Genomic DNA, 16,323 nt, shown 5'->3' on the forward strand with positions numbered 1-16,323 from the left:
AAAACTGTGGGGTCAGGCGCCACGGTTGCGGGGCGCGCGACGATCGACGCGGGCCGCGATCCATTCGCCAAGCGATTGGACCAGCTGCACCAGCACGATCAGGATGACGACGACGGCGGCCATGACCTCGGGCATGAAACGCTGGTATCCATAGCGGATGCCCAGATCGCCCAGACCCTGCCCGCCCACGGCCCCCACCATCGCGGAGTAGCCGATCAGGCTGACCACGGCCAGCGTCAGCCCCAGTGCGATGCCGGGCAGCGCCTCGGGGATCAGCACCTTGCGGATGATCTGCAGCGGCGTGGCGCCCATCGCGCGGGCAGCCTCGATCAGGCCCTGATCGACCTCACGGATGGCGTTTTCCACCAGCCGCGCGATAAAGGGGATCGCGGCCAGCGTCAGCGGCACGATGGCCGCGTCGGTGCCGATGGACGTGCCGACCACGGCCCGCGTGAACGGGATGATCGCCACCACCAGAATGATGAACGGCACCGACCGGGTGGCGTTCACGACCAGCCCCAGCACCTTGTTCACCCACGGCGCCGACAACAGCTCTCCCCGCTGCGACATGGCCAGGAACACGCCCAACGGCAGCCCGCCCAACGTCCCCAGCAGCGCGGATATGGCGACCATGTACAGCGTCTGCAGCGTCGCGTCCCACAGGATCGGGATCAGGTTAGCGGACATGGCCCAGCACCTCCGTTGTCAGACCGTGTTCCTGCAGGAACGCACGGGCCTGATCGCCCCGGTCGTGGGGAACGGAAATCAGCAGGTTGCCGAACGGCCGCGTGCCGATTTCCTCGATCGTGCCGCCCAGGATGTTGGCGCTGATGCCCAGATCGGTGGCCAGACGGGCCAGCATCGGGTCGGTCGCATAGTTTCCGGCAAAGGTCACGCGGATCACCTGGTCGCCCGGCGGATCGGCCTGCAGCCGCGCCGCGACGAACGCGGGCAGCGTGGCCCCCGTCACCCCCGACAGAAAGCTGCGGGTGGTCGCGTGCTCCGGACGGGCAAAGACGTCATAGGTCGGACCGGATTCGACGATGCGCCCGGCCTCGATCACCGCCATGTGGCTGGCGATATCGCGCAGGACCGCCATTTCGTGCGTGATCAGCAGGACGGTCAGCCCCAGGTCGCGGTTGATTTGCGCCAGCAGGTCCAGAACGGTTTGGGTCGTTTCCGGGTCCAGTGCGCTGGTCGCCTCGTCCGACAGCAGGACCTTGGGGCCGGTGGCAAGGGCGCGGGCGATGCCCACGCGCTGTTTTTGGCCGCCCGACAGTTCCGCGGGATAGCGGTCGGCCAGCGCGCCCAGACCCACTTGGTCGATCAACTGGTCGACGCGGGTGCGGATCTGGCCGCGCGGGGTGCCCGCGACCTCCAACGGCAGGGCGATGTTGCCCCGCACGCTGCGCGAGGCCAGCAGATTGAAGTGCTGAAAGATCATGCCCACGTCGCGCCGGATCGTGCGCAGGGCGGACCCCGTCGCGGTACCGACATCGCGGCCCGCGACGGACACCCGGCCCGTCGTCGGGCGTTCCAGCCCGTTCACCATGCGCAGCAGCGTGGACTTGCCCGCGCCGGACCGGCCGATGATGCCGGTGATGCTGCCTTGCGGCACCGACAGGGTGATGTCGGCCAGCGCCATCACTTGCCCGCCCGCCTTGGGAAAGGACTTGCCCAGCCCCTCAAAGGTTATCGCCGCGCCGGTCATCCGTATCCTGCATGCTTGCCAAAAGTCAGGGCGCGGTCCTGCCCGAAACGGCTGCCGGGCGCAAGCCGCGCCACGTCGCGGCAATGGTCACGCCGGGAACGACCGTTCGTCGCAGGCCGCGCGTGCCGGAACGGATGTCGCATCCCGGCCCGCGCGGCCGGACGCGCGGAAAGGCAGATCGATGCGGGACGGAACGGCTGTCCTTATTGCGCCGCGTCGGTCAGGCTCCGCGCCAACAACGCGGTCAGGATGGCGCGCAGCGTGTCAGGTCGGAACGGCTTTTCGATCAGCGGCGCGTGGTCGAACCCCTGCGGCAGGTTTTCGCGGCCATAGCCGGATACAAAACAGAACGGCACGGACATGCTGTCCAACAGGGCCGCGACCTCGTCCACCGGCTCTCCCTTGAGGTTGCCGTCCAGCAGCGCCAGGTCGATCTGTGCGTCCCGCGCCGCCGCAATCGCCTCAGGGACGCTGCGGGCGACGGCGGTGACGGTCGCACCGGCATCCTCCAACTCGTATCGCAGGTCCAGCGCGACCAGCGGTTCGTCCTCGACCAACAGGACGCGTGCTCCCTGCAGGGTCGACACGCGCGCAACGGGCTGTCCTGCCACGGCGTCGGCGGGGGCGGTCGGACGTGCCAGCCGTGTGACGCCTTCGGTCAGGTTGATGGTCCAGACGACACCGTCGGGCTGCCAGTCGGCACTGACCGCCGCCGCGTCGCCGCCCCCCGCCGCCCCGATCAGGGTCATGCCGAATCCCATGCGGGACGGCGCGGCCACGGGCGGGCCGCCTGTCTCGCGCCATGTCAGAACCAGCCGCTGCCCCTCAAGGCGCCAGGCGATGTGCACGATGCCGCTAGGAACCGACAGCGCCCCGTATTTTGCGGCATTCGTGCCCAGTTCGTGCAGCGTCAGCGCCAGACGCAGCATGGTGTCGGGGGCCAGTTCGATCGGCGGGCCATCGCGGCGCAGACGGTCGCCGTCCAGCGTACCGGAACTGATCTGGTCGTCGATCAACTGGTCCAGCGGCGCGCTGGCCCATGTCGCATCCGACAGGATCGAATGCGCGCGCGCCAGCGCCTGCAGGCGGCCCCCAAAGCTGGTCTCGAATTCCGGCAGGCTGTCGGACTGGCGCAGGCTTTGGCGGGCGATGGCCTGGACGTTGGCCAGCGTGTTCTTGATGCGATGGTTCAATTCTCCGATCAACAGGGCACGGACCTCCTCGGATTGCTTGCGTTCGGTGATGTCCTGCACCTGCAGCGACAGCGACTGGCGGTCCTTTCCCTCGGACAGGACCGAGCCATAAACCTCGCAGCAGATCGGACCGATATCGGCGTGATCCAGGCTGATCTCGGCCGAGAAACGCGGCACGCCGTCCTGCTGGCTGTCCAGCCAACCGGTCAGCAATGTGGCGCCCTGTTCGTCCAGCCAGCCCGCGGCGGTCGCGGTCATGCCCAGCATGTCGCCCGCGGGTCGCCCGAACATGCGCTCTGCCCCCTTGGACCAGGTGCGCACGCACAGGGCCCGATCCAGCGTCACAAAGGCCAGCGGCGAATTATCCGTATGCGCCTTGAGCTGCGCCATGGCACGGTCGCGGTGGCGTGCGATATCCTGCATCTCATCGCGCTGACGCTGCAGTTCCTTGGCCTGGCGCCCGATGCGAAAGAACACCTCGGCCTTGGATTTCAGCACCACCGGGTCGATGGGTTTAAAAATATAGTCGACGGCCCCCGCCTCATAGCCGCGAAAGCGGCGGGCTTCGTCCATCTCGGCGGCGGTGACAAAGATGATCGGAACACCGCGCGTGCGTTCCGTGGAACGCATCAGTTCGGCCAGCTCATAACCGTCGGTGCCGGGCATCTGCACGTCCAGGAAAGCCAGCGCATAGTCGTGCTGCAGCATCAGTTCCAGCGCCTCGCTGGCAGAGCGGGCGGCATCGACCACCAGCCCGTCGCGGCGCAACAGCGCCTCCAGCGCCATGATGTTTTCGGCGATGTCGTCGACAATCAGGAAACGGATGGGTCTATCGGGCATGAACAGTCTCCTGGTCGGCAGTCCGGCGCCAGATCCGGTCCGGTTCGGCAAACGCCGCGAAAGCCGCGGCATGGGTGGAAAAACGCAACGTCTCGTGAGAGCCGAGGCCAAGAAAACCGTCGCGCGCCAGCGCCTCGGCAAACAGACCGACGGCGCGGTCCTGCAGCGCCGTATCGAAATAGATCAGCACATTCCGACACGATACCAGCTGGACCTCGGAAAACACCTGATCCGTGGCCAGGTTGTGTTCCGTGAACACCGTGCGCGACCGCAGGTGGCGATCAAAGGCGGCGCGCCCATAGGCGGCGTTATAATAGTTCGACAGCGACCCCCGCCCCCCTGCCCGCTGATAGTTCTGGGAAAAGACCGGCAGGCGGTCGATATCATAGATGCCGGCCTCGGCCCGTGCCAGGGCACGGCGGTTGATCTCGGTGGCATAGAACATCGTGCGGTCGAACAGGCCCTCTTCCTGGAACATGATGGCCAGGGAATACAGCTCTTCTCCGTCAGCACAGCCCGCCACCCAGACCTTGAGCGAGGGGAACGTCCGCAGATGCGGGATCACCTCGCGGCGCAGCGCCAGGAAATAGGCCGGGTCGCGGAACATCTCGCTGACCTGCACGGTCATCGCGTCGATGATGTCGGGCAGCACCGCGGGATCGTGCAGCAACCGGCCCTGAACCTCCGACAGGGTCGCGCATCCAAGACGTTCACGCGCCAGTTCCGCACGGCGCATCAGCGACCCGCGCGAATAGGACCGGAAATCATAATGGTGGCGACGGTTCAGCGCCTCCAGAAACAGGTCCAGCTCGATCGCGTCGGGCGCGCGCAGGGGGACGGGTTCGACGCTCATCGCGGCATCCAGACCCGGGTCAGCGACAACAGCTTGTCGACGTCCAGCGGCTTGGGCAGATAGTCGTTGGCCCCCGCTGCCAGGCACTGGTTCTGATCCTCGGCCATGGCCTTGGCGGTCAGCATGATGATGGGCAGGGTCTTCCAGCGGTCGATCTTGCGGATCTCGCGCGTGGCGGTCAGCCCGTCCATTTCCGGCATCATCACGTCCATCAGCACCAGATCGACCTTGGGGGCCGCGCCGTCGTTGATGCGGCCCAATGCCTCCAACGCCTCGCGGCCGTTCCGCGCGATCTGGACGGTCGCACCGTGCGGTTCGAACACGCCGGTCAGGGCATAGACATTGCGGATGTCGTCCTCGACCACCAGGATGCGGCGCCCTTCCAGCTGCGCGTCGCGGTTCAGCGATGCCGCCAGCATGTCGCGCTGTTCCTGCGGCAGGTCCGACACGACCTGATGCAGGAACAGCGTGACCTCGTTGATCAGGCGTTCGGGCGATTTCGCACCCTTGATGATGATCGATTTCGAATAACGGCGCAGGCGCTGTTCCTCGGCTTCGGACAGGGCGCGGGCGGTATAGACGATCACAGGCGGGAACGACGCGGTACCGTCCCCGTCCAGCTGTTCCAGCACCTCGAACCCCGATGCATCGGGCAGGGTCATGTCCAGCACGATGCAATCGACCGTCTGGCTGCGACAGACCTGCAACGCCTCGGCGGCCGTTCCGGCACCGACAGTCTCGACCCCGTCGCTGGTCAGCAGTGCCTTGAGGCCCAACATCTGTGCCGGATCGTCCTCGACGATCAGCACCCGCCGCAGACGCTGTTCCAGGCGGCTTTCCAGATTGCGGATGGCGGTCGCCAGATCGTCTCGACGCACCGGCTTCATCATGTAGCTGATAGCACCCTGGGCCAACGCTTCCTTGGTGTAATCGTCGGCCGATACCATGTGCACCGGGATGTGGCGCGTGGTGGTGTCGCGTTTCAATCGGTCAAGCGCGGACAGGCCCGAATGATCGGGCAGGCCCACGTCCATCACGATCGCCTGCGGCAGGAAATGGCGCGCGGCACGGACCGCGTCGTCGGCCCGGCCCACGCAGACACAGCGGAAACCCAGCTCCTGCGCCAGACCGTACAGAATCTGGGCAAAGGCCGGATCGTCCTCGACCACCAGCATGACCCGGTCCCCCGCCGCAATGTCGGCGCGATCGTCGTCGATGCCCGACAGGGCGTCCAGCATCATCGGCGCGGGTTCCGGCATCGTCGGCGCGGGCGCGGAACGGCGCGCGGGGGCTGGCGATTGCAGCGCCGGCGCGGCCGGCAGGATCAGCGTAAAGGTGCTGCCCTTGCCCGGCGTGCTGGTCAGGGTGATGCGGCCGCCCAGCAGGTCGGCCAGTTCGCGACAGATCGACAGGCCCAGCCCCGTGCCGCCAAAGCGCCGAGAGATGGTGCCGTCCGCCTGGCGGAACGCCTCGAACACGGTCTCCTGCTGGCTGGTTTCGATGCCGATGCCGCTGTCGCGCACCGACAGGGCGATCCCCTGCGGCACGGGCGACACGTGCAGCACGACCTGCCCCCGTTCGGTGAATTTCAGCGCGTTCGAGATAAAGTTCCGCAGAACCTGTTCCAGACGCTGTCGGTCGGTGTGAAAGGCCGTAACGCCCGGATCGACTTGCGCGGACAGGGTCAGCCCCTTGTCGCGGGCCTGCGCGTCAAAGGCGCGCACCAGCTTGTCGGCCAGCACCTGCGGATCGACGGTATCGCGCGACACCTCCATCTTGCCGGATTCGATCTTGGACAGGTCCAGGATGTCGTTGATCAGCGCCAGCAGATCCTTGCCCGATGCCTCGATCGTCTCGGCCCAGCGGACCTGTTCCTCGGACAGGTTGCGGCCGCGATTGTCCGACAACAGGCGCGACATGATCAGCAGCGCGTTCAGCGGCGTGCGCAATTCGTGCGACATGTTGGCGACGAATTCGGACTTGTAGCGGCTCTCTTGCGTCAGCTCCTGCGCCTGATCCTCCAGCATACGGCGCGAGCGGGCCAGCGCATCACGCTGTTCCTCCAGCTCCTGTGTCTGGGTCTCCAGCTGGGCGTTCTGCTGTTCCAGCTCGGACTGCTGGGCCTCTAGCTGGCGCTGACTGTCCTGCAGGGCGCGGGTCTGCTCTTCCAGCTCCTCGTTCGAGGCGGCCAGCTCCTCGGTGTGTTCGCGCAATTCCCCGGCCTGACGGCGGGTCTCCTCCAGCAGTTCCTGCAGCTGTTGGCGGTACTGGGCAGACCGCAGCGCAATGCCCAGATTGTCGCCGATGCGTTCGAACAGATCGATCACGCGGGGGCTGGGGGTGGCGTCCAGCCCGAATTCCAGCACGCCGTTGATCAGCTGGCCGTCCCGCATCGGCACGATCAGCGCATGCGCCGCGCGGCCGCGCGCCAACCCCGATCCCCAGCCAAGCGCCTGTTCGGGCGCCAGCGACATCTGCAGGATGCGACCTTCGGTGATGGCACGGCCCAGATGACCCTCGTTTTCGGCAACGCGGTCGGCCAATGCCGTCGCGTCGGTGCCCCAATGCGCCAGGCGTAGGTGGCCGTGACCGTTGCGGGCATAGGCGACCGCGGCACGCGCGCCGATGCCCTCGGCCAGCACCTGAAGGATCTGACCGGCCAGTTTCTGCGCGGACAGATCGCCCTGAACCGCGCGGGACACCGCGACCTGAGTTCCGGTGATCCAGTCGGTGTCCAGCAGCCTGGCACGCGTCACGATCAGCTTGCGGCCCAGAAAGCCAAGGCACAGATAGACGACCCCCGCCAACCCGCGGTTGATGGCCGCCACGGTCGGATCAATGCCGGTGTTATCCTTCTGGAACGCCAGTACCATTGCCACACAGACCATTACGGCCGTCGCCACCGGCAGCGCAGGCCAGCGGGCGAATACCGCCAAACTGAGCGGCAGGATATAGATCAGCCAGACCGCTGTCCCCAGGGGCACGATCAGATCCAGGGTGAACACGCCGGCAAGGGCGGCCGCGATGACGACCATTATCGTCAGGTCTAGGGTCTTGGTCACGGCGTCTCCTGAAGGGCGGTCATTTTCGACGGCACCGTCGAACGCCCTGACAGGGCCTTTCGTTCAACCGCCTGCAATCAATATTTGATAAATGGCCACCCGCTTTGGGTCACCACCATCCGCGCCGTGTGGCAATATCCATCCGGGATGGCCCTGTCGAGTGGTCAGCGCACGCGCGGTGGCCACATCCGTGACCAGATTTCATCGCGCCTGACAACGGCGTGGTGCACGGCCGCACCGATATGCAGGGCGATGACCGCGATCAATGCCCACGCGGCCATTTCGTGCAGGGTGCTTGCCGCATCCGCCAGGGATTTGGACCGTGGGATGAACGTCGGCATGCCAAGCGCATCCAACCCCTCTATTGGAAAGCCGCCGGCGCGGACACGCACATAGCCTGACAGCGGCATCACCACCATCAGCACGTACAGCGCCAGATGCGACAGACCCGCCAAACGCCGCTGCCAGTCCGGAACAGTCGCCGGCAGCGATGGGGGTCGATGCGTCAGCCGCCAGACCAGCCGCAGTGCGATAACGACGATCAGCAGGCTGCCCACGTTCTTGTGAAACAGATAAAGCGCATCGCCCAGGTCGCGATCCAGACCCTTTTGCACCATCAGCAGCCCCACCGGGATCATCGCCAGGATCAGCGCCGCGACCAGCCAGTGCAGCATTCGCGCGATCGTTCCATAGCCCGCGGGTCCATGTTCCATGTCGCATCCCCCCTGTCGCAACACGATAGCGTACGATCCGGCCAAGGCAAGCATGCCAACAAGTCCGCTTGACGCGTCATGCGCCTGTCATATGTTCAGCCGATGCAAATTTCGCGCGACGACCTTTCCGCTCCACCCATCAGGCAGGCCAAAGCCGCAGGCCGTCGCCTGCCCGGCGGTTTGGTTCTGGCCATTCCGACGGGCTTGGCCCTGAACCTGGGTGTCGGCGTGCTGGTTCTGGGACAAGGCACCGGCGCGCTGATGGCGGGCGTCGTCTATCTGGCGGGGGCGGCGCTGGTCTGCGTCGCCATGCGCAGGCATTATCCGCATGCCCGGCTGGGATCGTGCAATGCCGTGACGCTGATGCGAATGGCACTGACCGCGGCGCTGATCGCACCTCTGGTTGGCGGAGTGGCGGCGGGCTGGGCGGTGGCGGCGGTCGCGACGATATCGTTGTCTCTGGACGGGGTGGATGGGTGGCTGGCGCGGCGCAGCGGGTTGTGTTCCGGTTTCGGCGCCCGCTTCGACATGGAGGTCGACGCGGCGCTGGCCCTGATCCTGTGCCTGCACGCGCTGGTCGGCAGCCCTGTGGGGCCGGAAATCCTGGCGTTGGGCGTCATGCGCTATCTGTTCATCGGGGCGGGGTTGATATGGCCGTGGATCACGGCTCCACTGGAGGTCAGCTATGCCCGCAAGGGGGTTTGCGTGCTGCAACTGGCCACGCTGATCGCCCTTCAGGTGCCGGTGCTGTCGGACGATCTGGCCATTACGCTGGCCCGGATCGCGGCGGCGGCGCTGATCTGGTCGTTTGGCCGCGACGTGCTGTGGCTGCGGGGCAATCGGTGACGCCCCGGGTTCTGACGGTCCTTGCCGCCATCCTGTTGCTGCACGGCCTGCTGGCCCTGCCCACCCATCCCGATCAGCTGGCCTGGACCACATTGGTCCGCCCTGCCCCCGAACTGGCGGTTCTGGTCCTTCTGGCACTGGCGGCGGGCCGGGCGATCGCGGGGCGGCTGCTCCGCGTGACAGTCACGCTGATCCTGACCCTTGTCACCGTGCTGAAGGTCGCGGACCTTGCGATGTTGGAAAGTCTGGGGCGTCGGTTCAACCCCGTCGCTGACCTGCCGCTGATCGATGCGTCCGTCCGGCTGATTGCGGGCAGCGTGGGCCCCCTGCAGGCCGCAGGCGCGGTCGTGGCCGCACTGCTGGCCGCGATGCTGATTGCGGTCGGGACATGGTGGGCGGTCGGTGTGCTGATACGTCGGGCGCCGCGTGCGGGGTGGGCACGGAGCGCCAGCATGGCCGCCTCTGCCGTCGCAATCGCCGTGGTGTCCGCGATGGCGCCCACCGCGACTTTTGCCACCGCCGCCTTTGCCGCCGACCGCGCGCAGCTGTCGGCACGCACGGTGACCGAATTGCGCCAGTTCCGCGAACAGGCGCTGGAGGACGCGCTGGCCGGGCTGCGCGACCCGCTGGCGCTGATCGATCGCGATGTGCTGGTGATCTTTCTGGAAAGCTATGGCCGCACCAGCTTTGACACGCCTTTTTTTGCCGACACACATCTGCCCCGGCTGAGGCAGGCACAGCAGGCCCTGCAGGATCGCGGATTGGCCATGGCATCGGGGTTCCTGACGTCACCGACGCATGGCGGGCAAAGCTGGCTGGCGCATGCGACGCTGGCCAATGGGCTGTGGGTCAACGACCAGACCCGCTATCAGGCCGCCATCGCCAGCGGACGCCGCACGCTGTTCCATCACGCCGCGGATGCCGGGTTCCGCACCGCCGCCGTCATGCCCGCCATCGTGCGCCCCTGGCCCGAGGCATCAACAATGGGATTTCAGCGCATCCTGACGGCGCCGGACCTGGGCTATCGCGGCGAACCGTTCAACTGGGTCACGATGCCCGACCAGTTCACGCTGGCCGCCACTGACCGCCTGCTGCGCGACGGCAGCGATTCGCGCCGTTTGTTCGCACAGATTGCCCTGATCTCGTCTCACGCGCCATGGACGCCGGTCCCGCAGATGTTGCCGTGGGAGGATCTGGGCGACGGCACGGAATTCAATGCCATGGCCCAGGCGGGCGATCCGCCGAACGTGGTCTGGCGCGACCGCGACCGCGTGCGGGCACAGTATCGTGACACGATCGATTATACGCTGCAGGCGGTGCTGGACTATGCCGCGCGGCAGGGGGACAACGCGCCGCTGATGGTTCTGGTCGGCGACCATCAGGCCGCCACCCCCATCGGCCTGGACAATCGCCGCGAGGTTCCGATCCATGTCATCGGTCCGCCCGACCTGATCGCCCGGACCGATGCATGGGGCCTGACACGCGGGCTGATTCCGGCACCGGACAGTCCGGCCATGCCGATGGAAGAATTGCGCGATACATTCATGCGCAACTTTTCCGGATCCGGAAACGTGCCTCCTGCATGAACGTGACACGCAGTATTCAAATTCTGATCGCCTTGGCGGTGATGGCGCTTTTGTGGGTCGGCCTGGACGGGCGCCATGCGCTGCGCCTGTTGATGCGCGCCGACCCGATATGGCTGACCGCCGCTGCCGTGGCACTGACTGTGCAGACGGTTCTGTCCGCGATGCGTTGGCGGCTGACGGCACAGCAGCTGGGCCAGGCCATTCCCCTGACGCGCGCCGTTGGCGAATATTACCTTGCGCAGGTCGTGAACCAGTCGCTGCCCGGCGGCGTGCTGGGCGATGCGGGCCGCGCGGTCCGTGCGCGACATCAGGCGGGCCTGCGCCGAGCCGGCGCCGCCGTCGCGATCGAACGTCTGGCAGGTCAGGTCGCGCTGTTTCTGGTGCTGGCAGCGGGCGCGCTGGTCGTGACGCTGATGCCGGGGGGGCTGACGCTGCCGTCTTGGGTCATGGGACTGATCGGCGCATTGCTGAGCGTGGCCGTCATCGTGGTGCTGGCGGTCGGCGGCGCAGGACAGTTGCCCGGCCGTGCGGGCGCGGTCGCGCGCGATCTGCGTAACGCGCTGCGCGTCACGCTACTGGCGCCGGGGGCTCTGCCGCGTCAGGCGGCACTGAACCTGTCCATCACCGGGGCGAACCTGTCGGCCTTTGCCTTTTGCGCAGCCGCCACCGGCACGATGATGACCCCTGTCGAAACCGCCGTGCTGGTGCCCCTGATCCTGCTGACCATGATCCTGCCGCTGACCGTCAGCGGTTGGGGCCTGCGCGAGGGGGCAGCCGCCGGTCTGTTTCCCCTGATCGGTGCCAGCGCCCAGGCAGGCCTGGCGGCCAGTCTGGCGTTCGGGCTGGTGTTTCTGGCCAGCAGCCTGCCGGGACTGCTGGTCCTGCTCGCACAGCGCCGCGATATTCGTCCCATTCCCGCAGCAATACAGGCAGATCCGTGACCGACGCCAAGACCCTTTCATTTTCCCTGCCGGGCGACATCAACACGCTGACCGGCGGCTATATCTATGATCGCCGCATGGTCGAGGGACTGCGTGAGCAGGGCCGAACCGTCAACGTCGTCGCACTGCCGGACAGCTTTCCGACACCGTCCGCCGCGGACATGCGGCAGGCACTGGATACCCTGCAGGCGCTGCCGCCGGATCAGGCTGTGATCATCGACGGTCTTGCCTTTGGCGCGCTCGATCCGCAGGGCGTGGCGGCAATCCGTGCACCCATCGTGGCGATGATCCACCACCCGCTGGCACAGGAGAGTGCCCTGCCCGCCGATCTGGCCGATCACCTGTGGCGGACGGAACGCGCAAACCTGGCCCATGCGCGCCATGTGCTGGTTCCCAGCCCACATACGCGCGACATGCTTATTAAACGCTATGACGTGCCCGCCGACCGGATCACCGTTGCCCGACCCGGAACCGACCGACCCAGAAACGGCGCGGCGCCACTGGACCCGCCGCTTATTCTTTCGGTGGGCATCCTGCACCCGCGCAAGGGCCATGACGTCCTGATCGCGGCGCTGGCGACGTTGACCGATCTGGACTGGCGGGCGGTGATCGTCGGCAATCCGTGGGACGCCACCCATGTCGCCGCATTGGAGGCGATGGTCGCAGCCAGCGGCCTCTATACACGGCTGACGCTGGCAGGCCGGGTCGACGCAGATCGTCTGGCCGAACTGTATACCCAAGCGTCGATCTTTGCGCTGGCCACCCGATACGAGGGGTACGGCATCGTCTTTGACGAGGCGCTGTCGCACGGGCTGCCCATCGTCAGCACACACGCCGGCGCGGTTCCCGATACGGTTCCGGCCGATGCCGGTCTGCTGGTCGCGCCCGACGATGCGCCAGCGCTGGCACAGGCGTTGCGTCACATGTTGACTGACCGGGTGGATCGTTCGGCGCGTGCCGCCGCCGCCGCGCGCGCGGGTGCGGCACTACCCGGATGGGCGGACACCGCAAGGTTGGCGGGCGAGGTGCTGGACGCGGTTTAGCGACCTTGCACAGTGCCCAATGCGCGTGCATCTATGGTCATCAAACACGGAGGCCGCCATGAAATCCCTTTTTCACCTTGCCATACATGTCACCGATCTGGACGCGGCACGCCATTTTTACGGCGGGATCATGGGCTGTGCCGAGGGGCGGTCCACTGATACATGGGTCGACTTCGACTTTTTCGGCCATCAGTTGTCGCTTTATCTGGGCACGCCGTTCCCGACCACGCGCACCGGCAAGGTGGGCGACCACATGGTCATGATGCCCCATCTGGGGGTTGTGCTGCGTCTGGCCGATTGGCTGGCATTGTCCGACCGGATGGTCAGCGCGGGCATTCCCTTTGATATCCCACCCCAGATCCGCTTTGAGGGGCAGCCCGGAGAGCAGCGGACGATGTTCTTCTTCGACCCTTCCGGAAACCCCATAGAAATAAAGGGCTTTGCCGATTTCGACGGGCTTTTTGCGGCCTGAGCCTCGGGTGGCGTTGCAGACGTGCACCTTGTCGCGATAGGCCGTCTGGCGTTGTCCCGGCTGTCGGTTCGCCCCCCCCGTCCACAAAGCCGCATCGTGACCGACACAGTCTGGACAGCCGCGCTGGCGTGGGGCTTGTTTGATGTGGCCGCAGATCGGCGCATGCCATGCACCACCCGGAGACAGCAGACCGCGGTAATTTCAGTGTCCGTATATCGCGCCTCTGGTCGTCGGGTGAACCGGCTTGGAACATAAAACTGATCCTCAAAGGCCTGACGCAATTTTCGCAACAACCAAGCTACCCGCTTGCAGAAGACGACGCGCAGTGTTTCAGACGCTTGATAGCCTCAGCATGGCGCCGGATCGTGTCAGCCCCTCCCAAGCAGCGATACACCGAGTGTTGTCGATGCGGTTTGTACAGCGGCCTTATCTTGCGCGGACCAGTACAGGAGGAAATCGAACTCAGGGTGTCCATGGGCGTTGTTTCAGAAGTTCAGCCTGCCGCGGTATTAATACGGATGAGTTGGTAGGGTAAGCGTCTTGGCATGAGTAAATCCAACGCTGCGCGCTATCTGCACGACGACCTGGAACCCTAACAATGACCCCCTGATGCGTCGCGGGTCACTGCTTATCTGGCTGGACAAGGACATGGTTTGGCTGGCCACCAAGGCCGAGCGTCCCGGCCGTCCGCCGGTGTTCTCCGATGCGGCTATCCGGTTCTGCCTGATGGTGAAGTTGCTTTTTGGACTACCACTCCGGCAGACTACAGGAATGGTGACCAGCAACCTGGAGATGGCAGAGCTCAACTGGCCGGTGCCGGATTGCTCCACCCTGAGGCGCAGGCGAAAGTCTTTTGCTGTTCAGGTCCTTCACCGCCGAAGGCCGGGGCCGCTGAGCCTGCTGGTCGACATCACCGGGATCAAGCTCGTTGGTGACGGAGAGTGGCTGGCACGCAAGCATGGCACCCACCGCAGGCGCCAGTATCGCTGTGTTCACCTAGCCACGGACACGGCCTCCGGCGACATTCCAGGGGTGGAGTTCACCTCGAGCCGTGAGGGTGATAGCCTTGTTCTCCCTGATCATCTGAGCCAGATCCCGCCGGATGAACAAATCGGCACCGTGACCGGCGATGGTGCCTTTGACAACCGGCGGTGCACCACGGCCATTCTCGATCGCGGCGGCGCAGCCGTCATCCCCATCCGCAAGACCGGACGCTTCTGGAAGGAGGACCGTCCTGCCGCCTGTGCCCGCAACGACATACTCCGGCCGACTAGGCGCTTCGGGCGGGCGAACTGGAAGCAGTGGTCTGGCTATCACGTTCGAAGCAGGATCGAGGAAGAGATGCGCTGCCCGAAGTCCATCGGCGAGCGCATCGCCTCGCGAGACCCGGACAGGCAGACGACCGAGGTCCACATCGCCATCGCCCTAATGAACAGCTTCAACGCACTCGGCACCGCCGAGATCGAACGCATAGTCTGAACTTCATGGGGTAAGGGAAAGTCACGCATCAACGCAAAGTGCTGAAACAATGCAGGCGCGGTCCAGTCGATGGCAGCGCAGGAAAGGGCTGGCGCGCCCATTTCGTCTCAGCCCCAGACGGCTTGGAATTCGCGCCACTCTCGGGCACCCATCCCAGAGCTTTCCTGCGTCACGGACTCCCCTGCCAAACGGCGGCGCAACGCATCCGCCGCCTGCGCGGACAGGTTGACGGCATTCATCCGGTAGTCCTGAAATGCGCCGAAAGCCGCAGGCACCCAGTCGCGGGTGATGTCGCTTATGATATCGGCATAGACCCGGATCTCGTACTGGGCATGGCTGTCGGCGCGCAGGCGCAGGAAGTGAAGCAGGTTATGCAGATCCACCTTCCAATACCATTGCGTGTAAATGTTGGCGGGCAGGTTCATGCGTGCCAATTCACGTGCAAGACCCTGCTGACCATCCTGGCTCAGCATCGATTCGTAGCTGTCATAGCTGCGCATCGCGTCCTCTCGTAGCAGATCGAGAACGCGCTGCGCCTGGTCGCCTTGCAGCACCTCGCCCCGTCCCTGATGGTTCTGCGACGACTGCGCGGCCAGATGTTCCGGGGCGGGAATATAGAATTCCCGATCAAGGATCGAATAGCGACCCGAATATTCGTTCACGTTTGCAGTACGGTGGCGAATCCATTGGCGGGCCACGAAAACCGGCAGCTTGACGTGCAACTTGACCTCGCACATTTCGAACGGCGTGGAATGCCAGTGCCGCATCAGATAGCGGATCAGCCCTTCGTCGTTCTGCACCGATTTAGTGCCCTTGCCATAGCTGACGCGCGCTGCCTGACAAATCGCCGCATCGTCGCCCATATAGTCGATGACCCGGACCAGCCCGTGATCCAGAACCTGATGAGCCACGTACAGGTGGTTTTCCATCCCCTCGGACACCGCGCGCAGAGTCTGGCGGGACGTTGCCCGCTGGCTGTCGATCTCGGCCTGTTGGTCGGGCGTGAGGGGCATGGCGGCGGTCCTTTCAGGCGGTGCGATAGCCTTTGTCCTAAGTCAAGAACGCGACTGCGGCAACCGCCCTGCGGGGGGTGCGTTGCACAGGCGGTACGCCCATGTCACCATCGCAGCCAAACGTCAAAGGAGACCCCATGAAGATCCGCTATCTGCATACGATGCTCCGCGTGAAAGACCTCGATAAAACGATGGACTTTTTTCGCCTGCTCGGGCTGGAGGAGACACGCCGCATCGACAATGAGAAAGGCCGCTTCAGCCTGGTGTTCATGGCCCCGCCGGAGCAGCCGGAATGCCCGGTTGAACTGACCTGGAACTGGGACGGCGACGAAGGCCTGCCTTCGGACAGCCGTCACTTCGGCCACCTGGCATACCGCGTCGGCAACATCTACGACATGTGCCAAAAACTTCACGACGCAGGCGTGACGATCAATCGTCCGCCGCGGGACGGGCACATGGCCTTTGTCCGCAGCCCTGACAACGTGTCCATCGAACTGCTTCAGGAAGGCGATAGCCTGCCTGCGCAGGAGCCGTGGTCCAGCATGGAAAACACCGGCACCTGGTAGGGCGC

At 65.4% G+C, this 16,323-nt stretch carries 13 protein-coding genes and 1 pseudogene; 7 read left to right on the plus strand and 7 right to left on the minus strand.

What is annotated here, in order from left to right; translation table 11 throughout:
* Nucleotides 1-12: 12 nt before the first annotated feature.
* From ACJJVR_RS15890 to ACJJVR_RS15915, 6 genes are all read right to left on the minus strand, one after another.
* A complete protein-coding gene (locus tag ACJJVR_RS15890) occupies nt 13-687 on the minus strand; it encodes a methionine ABC transporter permease (protein WP_405406011.1) in 675 nt (224 codons plus the stop codon).
* Nucleotides 677-1,711 (minus strand): methionine ABC transporter ATP-binding protein, encoded by a 1,035-nt coding sequence (locus ACJJVR_RS15895; RefSeq protein WP_405406014.1) that lies wholly within the window; start codon nt 1,709-1,711, stop codon nt 677-679. The genes ACJJVR_RS15890 and ACJJVR_RS15895 overlap by 11 nt, the downstream gene beginning before the upstream one ends.
* A gap of 203 nt (nt 1,712-1,914) precedes the next feature.
* Complete coding sequence (locus tag ACJJVR_RS15900; RefSeq protein WP_405406016.1) at nt 1,915-3,744, minus strand: response regulator; 1,830 nt, start codon at nt 3,742-3,744, stop codon at nt 1,915-1,917.
* On the minus strand, nt 3,734-4,597 hold the full coding sequence (locus ACJJVR_RS15905) for a CheR family methyltransferase (protein ID WP_405406018.1): 864 nt from the start codon (nt 4,595-4,597) through the stop codon (nt 3,734-3,736). The genes ACJJVR_RS15900 and ACJJVR_RS15905 overlap by 11 nt, the downstream gene beginning before the upstream one ends.
* The gene (locus tag ACJJVR_RS15910; protein WP_405406020.1) at nt 4,594-7,659 is read right to left on the minus strand and encodes a response regulator; all 3,066 of its coding nucleotides are present in this window, start codon (nt 7,657-7,659) and stop codon (nt 4,594-4,596) included. Before ACJJVR_RS15910 ends, ACJJVR_RS15905 begins: the two co-directional genes overlap by 4 nt.
* A gap of 164 nt (nt 7,660-7,823) precedes the next feature.
* On the minus strand, nt 7,824-8,372 hold the full coding sequence (locus ACJJVR_RS15915) for a cytochrome b (RefSeq protein ID WP_405406021.1): 549 nt from the start codon (nt 8,370-8,372) through the stop codon (nt 7,824-7,826).
* Between the two features lie 78 nt (nt 8,373-8,450).
* Between ACJJVR_RS15915 and ACJJVR_RS15920 the strand changes: the two genes are divergently transcribed.
* From ACJJVR_RS15920 to ACJJVR_RS15945, 6 genes and pseudogenes are all read left to right on the plus strand, one after another.
* The gene (locus ACJJVR_RS15920) at nt 8,451-9,218 is read left to right on the plus strand and encodes a CDP-alcohol phosphatidyltransferase family protein (protein ID WP_405406022.1); all 768 of its coding nucleotides are present in this window, start codon (nt 8,451-8,453) and stop codon (nt 9,216-9,218) included.
* The gene (locus ACJJVR_RS15925; protein WP_405406023.1) at nt 9,215-10,804 is read left to right on the plus strand and encodes a sulfatase-like hydrolase/transferase; all 1,590 of its coding nucleotides are present in this window, start codon (nt 9,215-9,217) and stop codon (nt 10,802-10,804) included. The genes ACJJVR_RS15920 and ACJJVR_RS15925 overlap by 4 nt, the downstream gene beginning before the upstream one ends.
* The gene (locus tag ACJJVR_RS15930) at nt 10,801-11,745 is read left to right on the plus strand and encodes a YbhN family protein (protein ID WP_405406024.1); all 945 of its coding nucleotides are present in this window, start codon (nt 10,801-10,803) and stop codon (nt 11,743-11,745) included. Before ACJJVR_RS15925 ends, ACJJVR_RS15930 begins: the two co-directional genes overlap by 4 nt.
* Nucleotides 11,742-12,788 (plus strand): glycosyltransferase family 4 protein, encoded by a 1,047-nt coding sequence (locus ACJJVR_RS15935; protein WP_405406026.1) that lies wholly within the window; start codon nt 11,742-11,744, stop codon nt 12,786-12,788. Before ACJJVR_RS15930 ends, ACJJVR_RS15935 begins: the two co-directional genes overlap by 4 nt.
* A 58-nt stretch (nt 12,789-12,846) precedes the next feature.
* Nucleotides 12,847-13,260 (plus strand): VOC family protein, encoded by a 414-nt coding sequence (locus tag ACJJVR_RS15940; protein WP_405406028.1) that lies wholly within the window; start codon nt 12,847-12,849, stop codon nt 13,258-13,260.
* A gap of 545 nt (nt 13,261-13,805) precedes the next feature.
* Nucleotides 13,806-14,739 (plus strand): annotated as a pseudogene (locus tag ACJJVR_RS15945) (IS5 family transposase).
* Nucleotides 14,740-14,846: 107 nt separating this feature from the next.
* Here ACJJVR_RS15945 and thyX read toward each other — a convergent pair.
* Nucleotides 14,847-15,752, minus strand: a complete 906-nt coding sequence (gene thyX, locus ACJJVR_RS15950) for an FAD-dependent thymidylate synthase (RefSeq protein WP_405406029.1) — start codon at nt 15,750-15,752, stop codon at nt 14,847-14,849.
* Between the two features lie 137 nt (nt 15,753-15,889).
* Between thyX and ACJJVR_RS15955 the strand changes: the two genes are divergently transcribed.
* The gene (locus ACJJVR_RS15955; protein WP_405406031.1) at nt 15,890-16,318 is read left to right on the plus strand and encodes a VOC family protein; all 429 of its coding nucleotides are present in this window, start codon (nt 15,890-15,892) and stop codon (nt 16,316-16,318) included.
* The last annotated feature ends 5 nt before the right edge of the window (nt 16,319-16,323 follow it).

Source organism: Paracoccus sp. Ld10 (assembly GCF_045064235.1).
Taxonomy (GTDB): Bacteria; Pseudomonadota; Alphaproteobacteria; order Rhodobacterales; family Rhodobacteraceae; genus Paracoccus.

Bases quoted from the DNA above. Each gene is read 5' to 3' on its own strand.
- thyX (WP_405406029.1), bottom strand. From the start codon at position 15,752: ATGCCCCTCACGCCCGACCAACAGGCCGAGATCGACAGCCAGCGGGCA.
- ACJJVR_RS15930 (WP_405406024.1), top strand. From the start codon at position 10,801: ATGAACGTGACACGCAGTATTCAAATTCTGATCGCCTTGGCGGTGATG.
- ACJJVR_RS15890 (WP_405406011.1), bottom strand. From the start codon at position 687: ATGTCCGCTAACCTGATCCCGATCCTGTGGGACGCGACGCTGCAGACG.
- ACJJVR_RS15920 (WP_405406022.1), top strand. From the start codon at position 8,451: ATGCGCCTGTCATATGTTCAGCCGATGCAAATTTCGCGCGACGACCTT.
- ACJJVR_RS15915 (WP_405406021.1), bottom strand. From the start codon at position 8,372: ATGGAACATGGACCCGCGGGCTATGGAACGATCGCGCGAATGCTGCAC.
- ACJJVR_RS15900 (WP_405406016.1), bottom strand. From the start codon at position 3,744: ATGCCCGATAGACCCATCCGTTTCCTGATTGTCGACGACATCGCCGAA.
- ACJJVR_RS15940 (WP_405406028.1), top strand. From the start codon at position 12,847: ATGAAATCCCTTTTTCACCTTGCCATACATGTCACCGATCTGGACGCG.
- ACJJVR_RS15895 (WP_405406014.1), bottom strand. From the start codon at position 1,711: ATGACCGGCGCGGCGATAACCTTTGAGGGGCTGGGCAAGTCCTTTCCC.
- ACJJVR_RS15955 (WP_405406031.1), top strand. From the start codon at position 15,890: ATGAAGATCCGCTATCTGCATACGATGCTCCGCGTGAAAGACCTCGAT.
- ACJJVR_RS15905 (WP_405406018.1), bottom strand. From the start codon at position 4,597: ATGAGCGTCGAACCCGTCCCCCTGCGCGCGCCCGACGCGATCGAGCTG.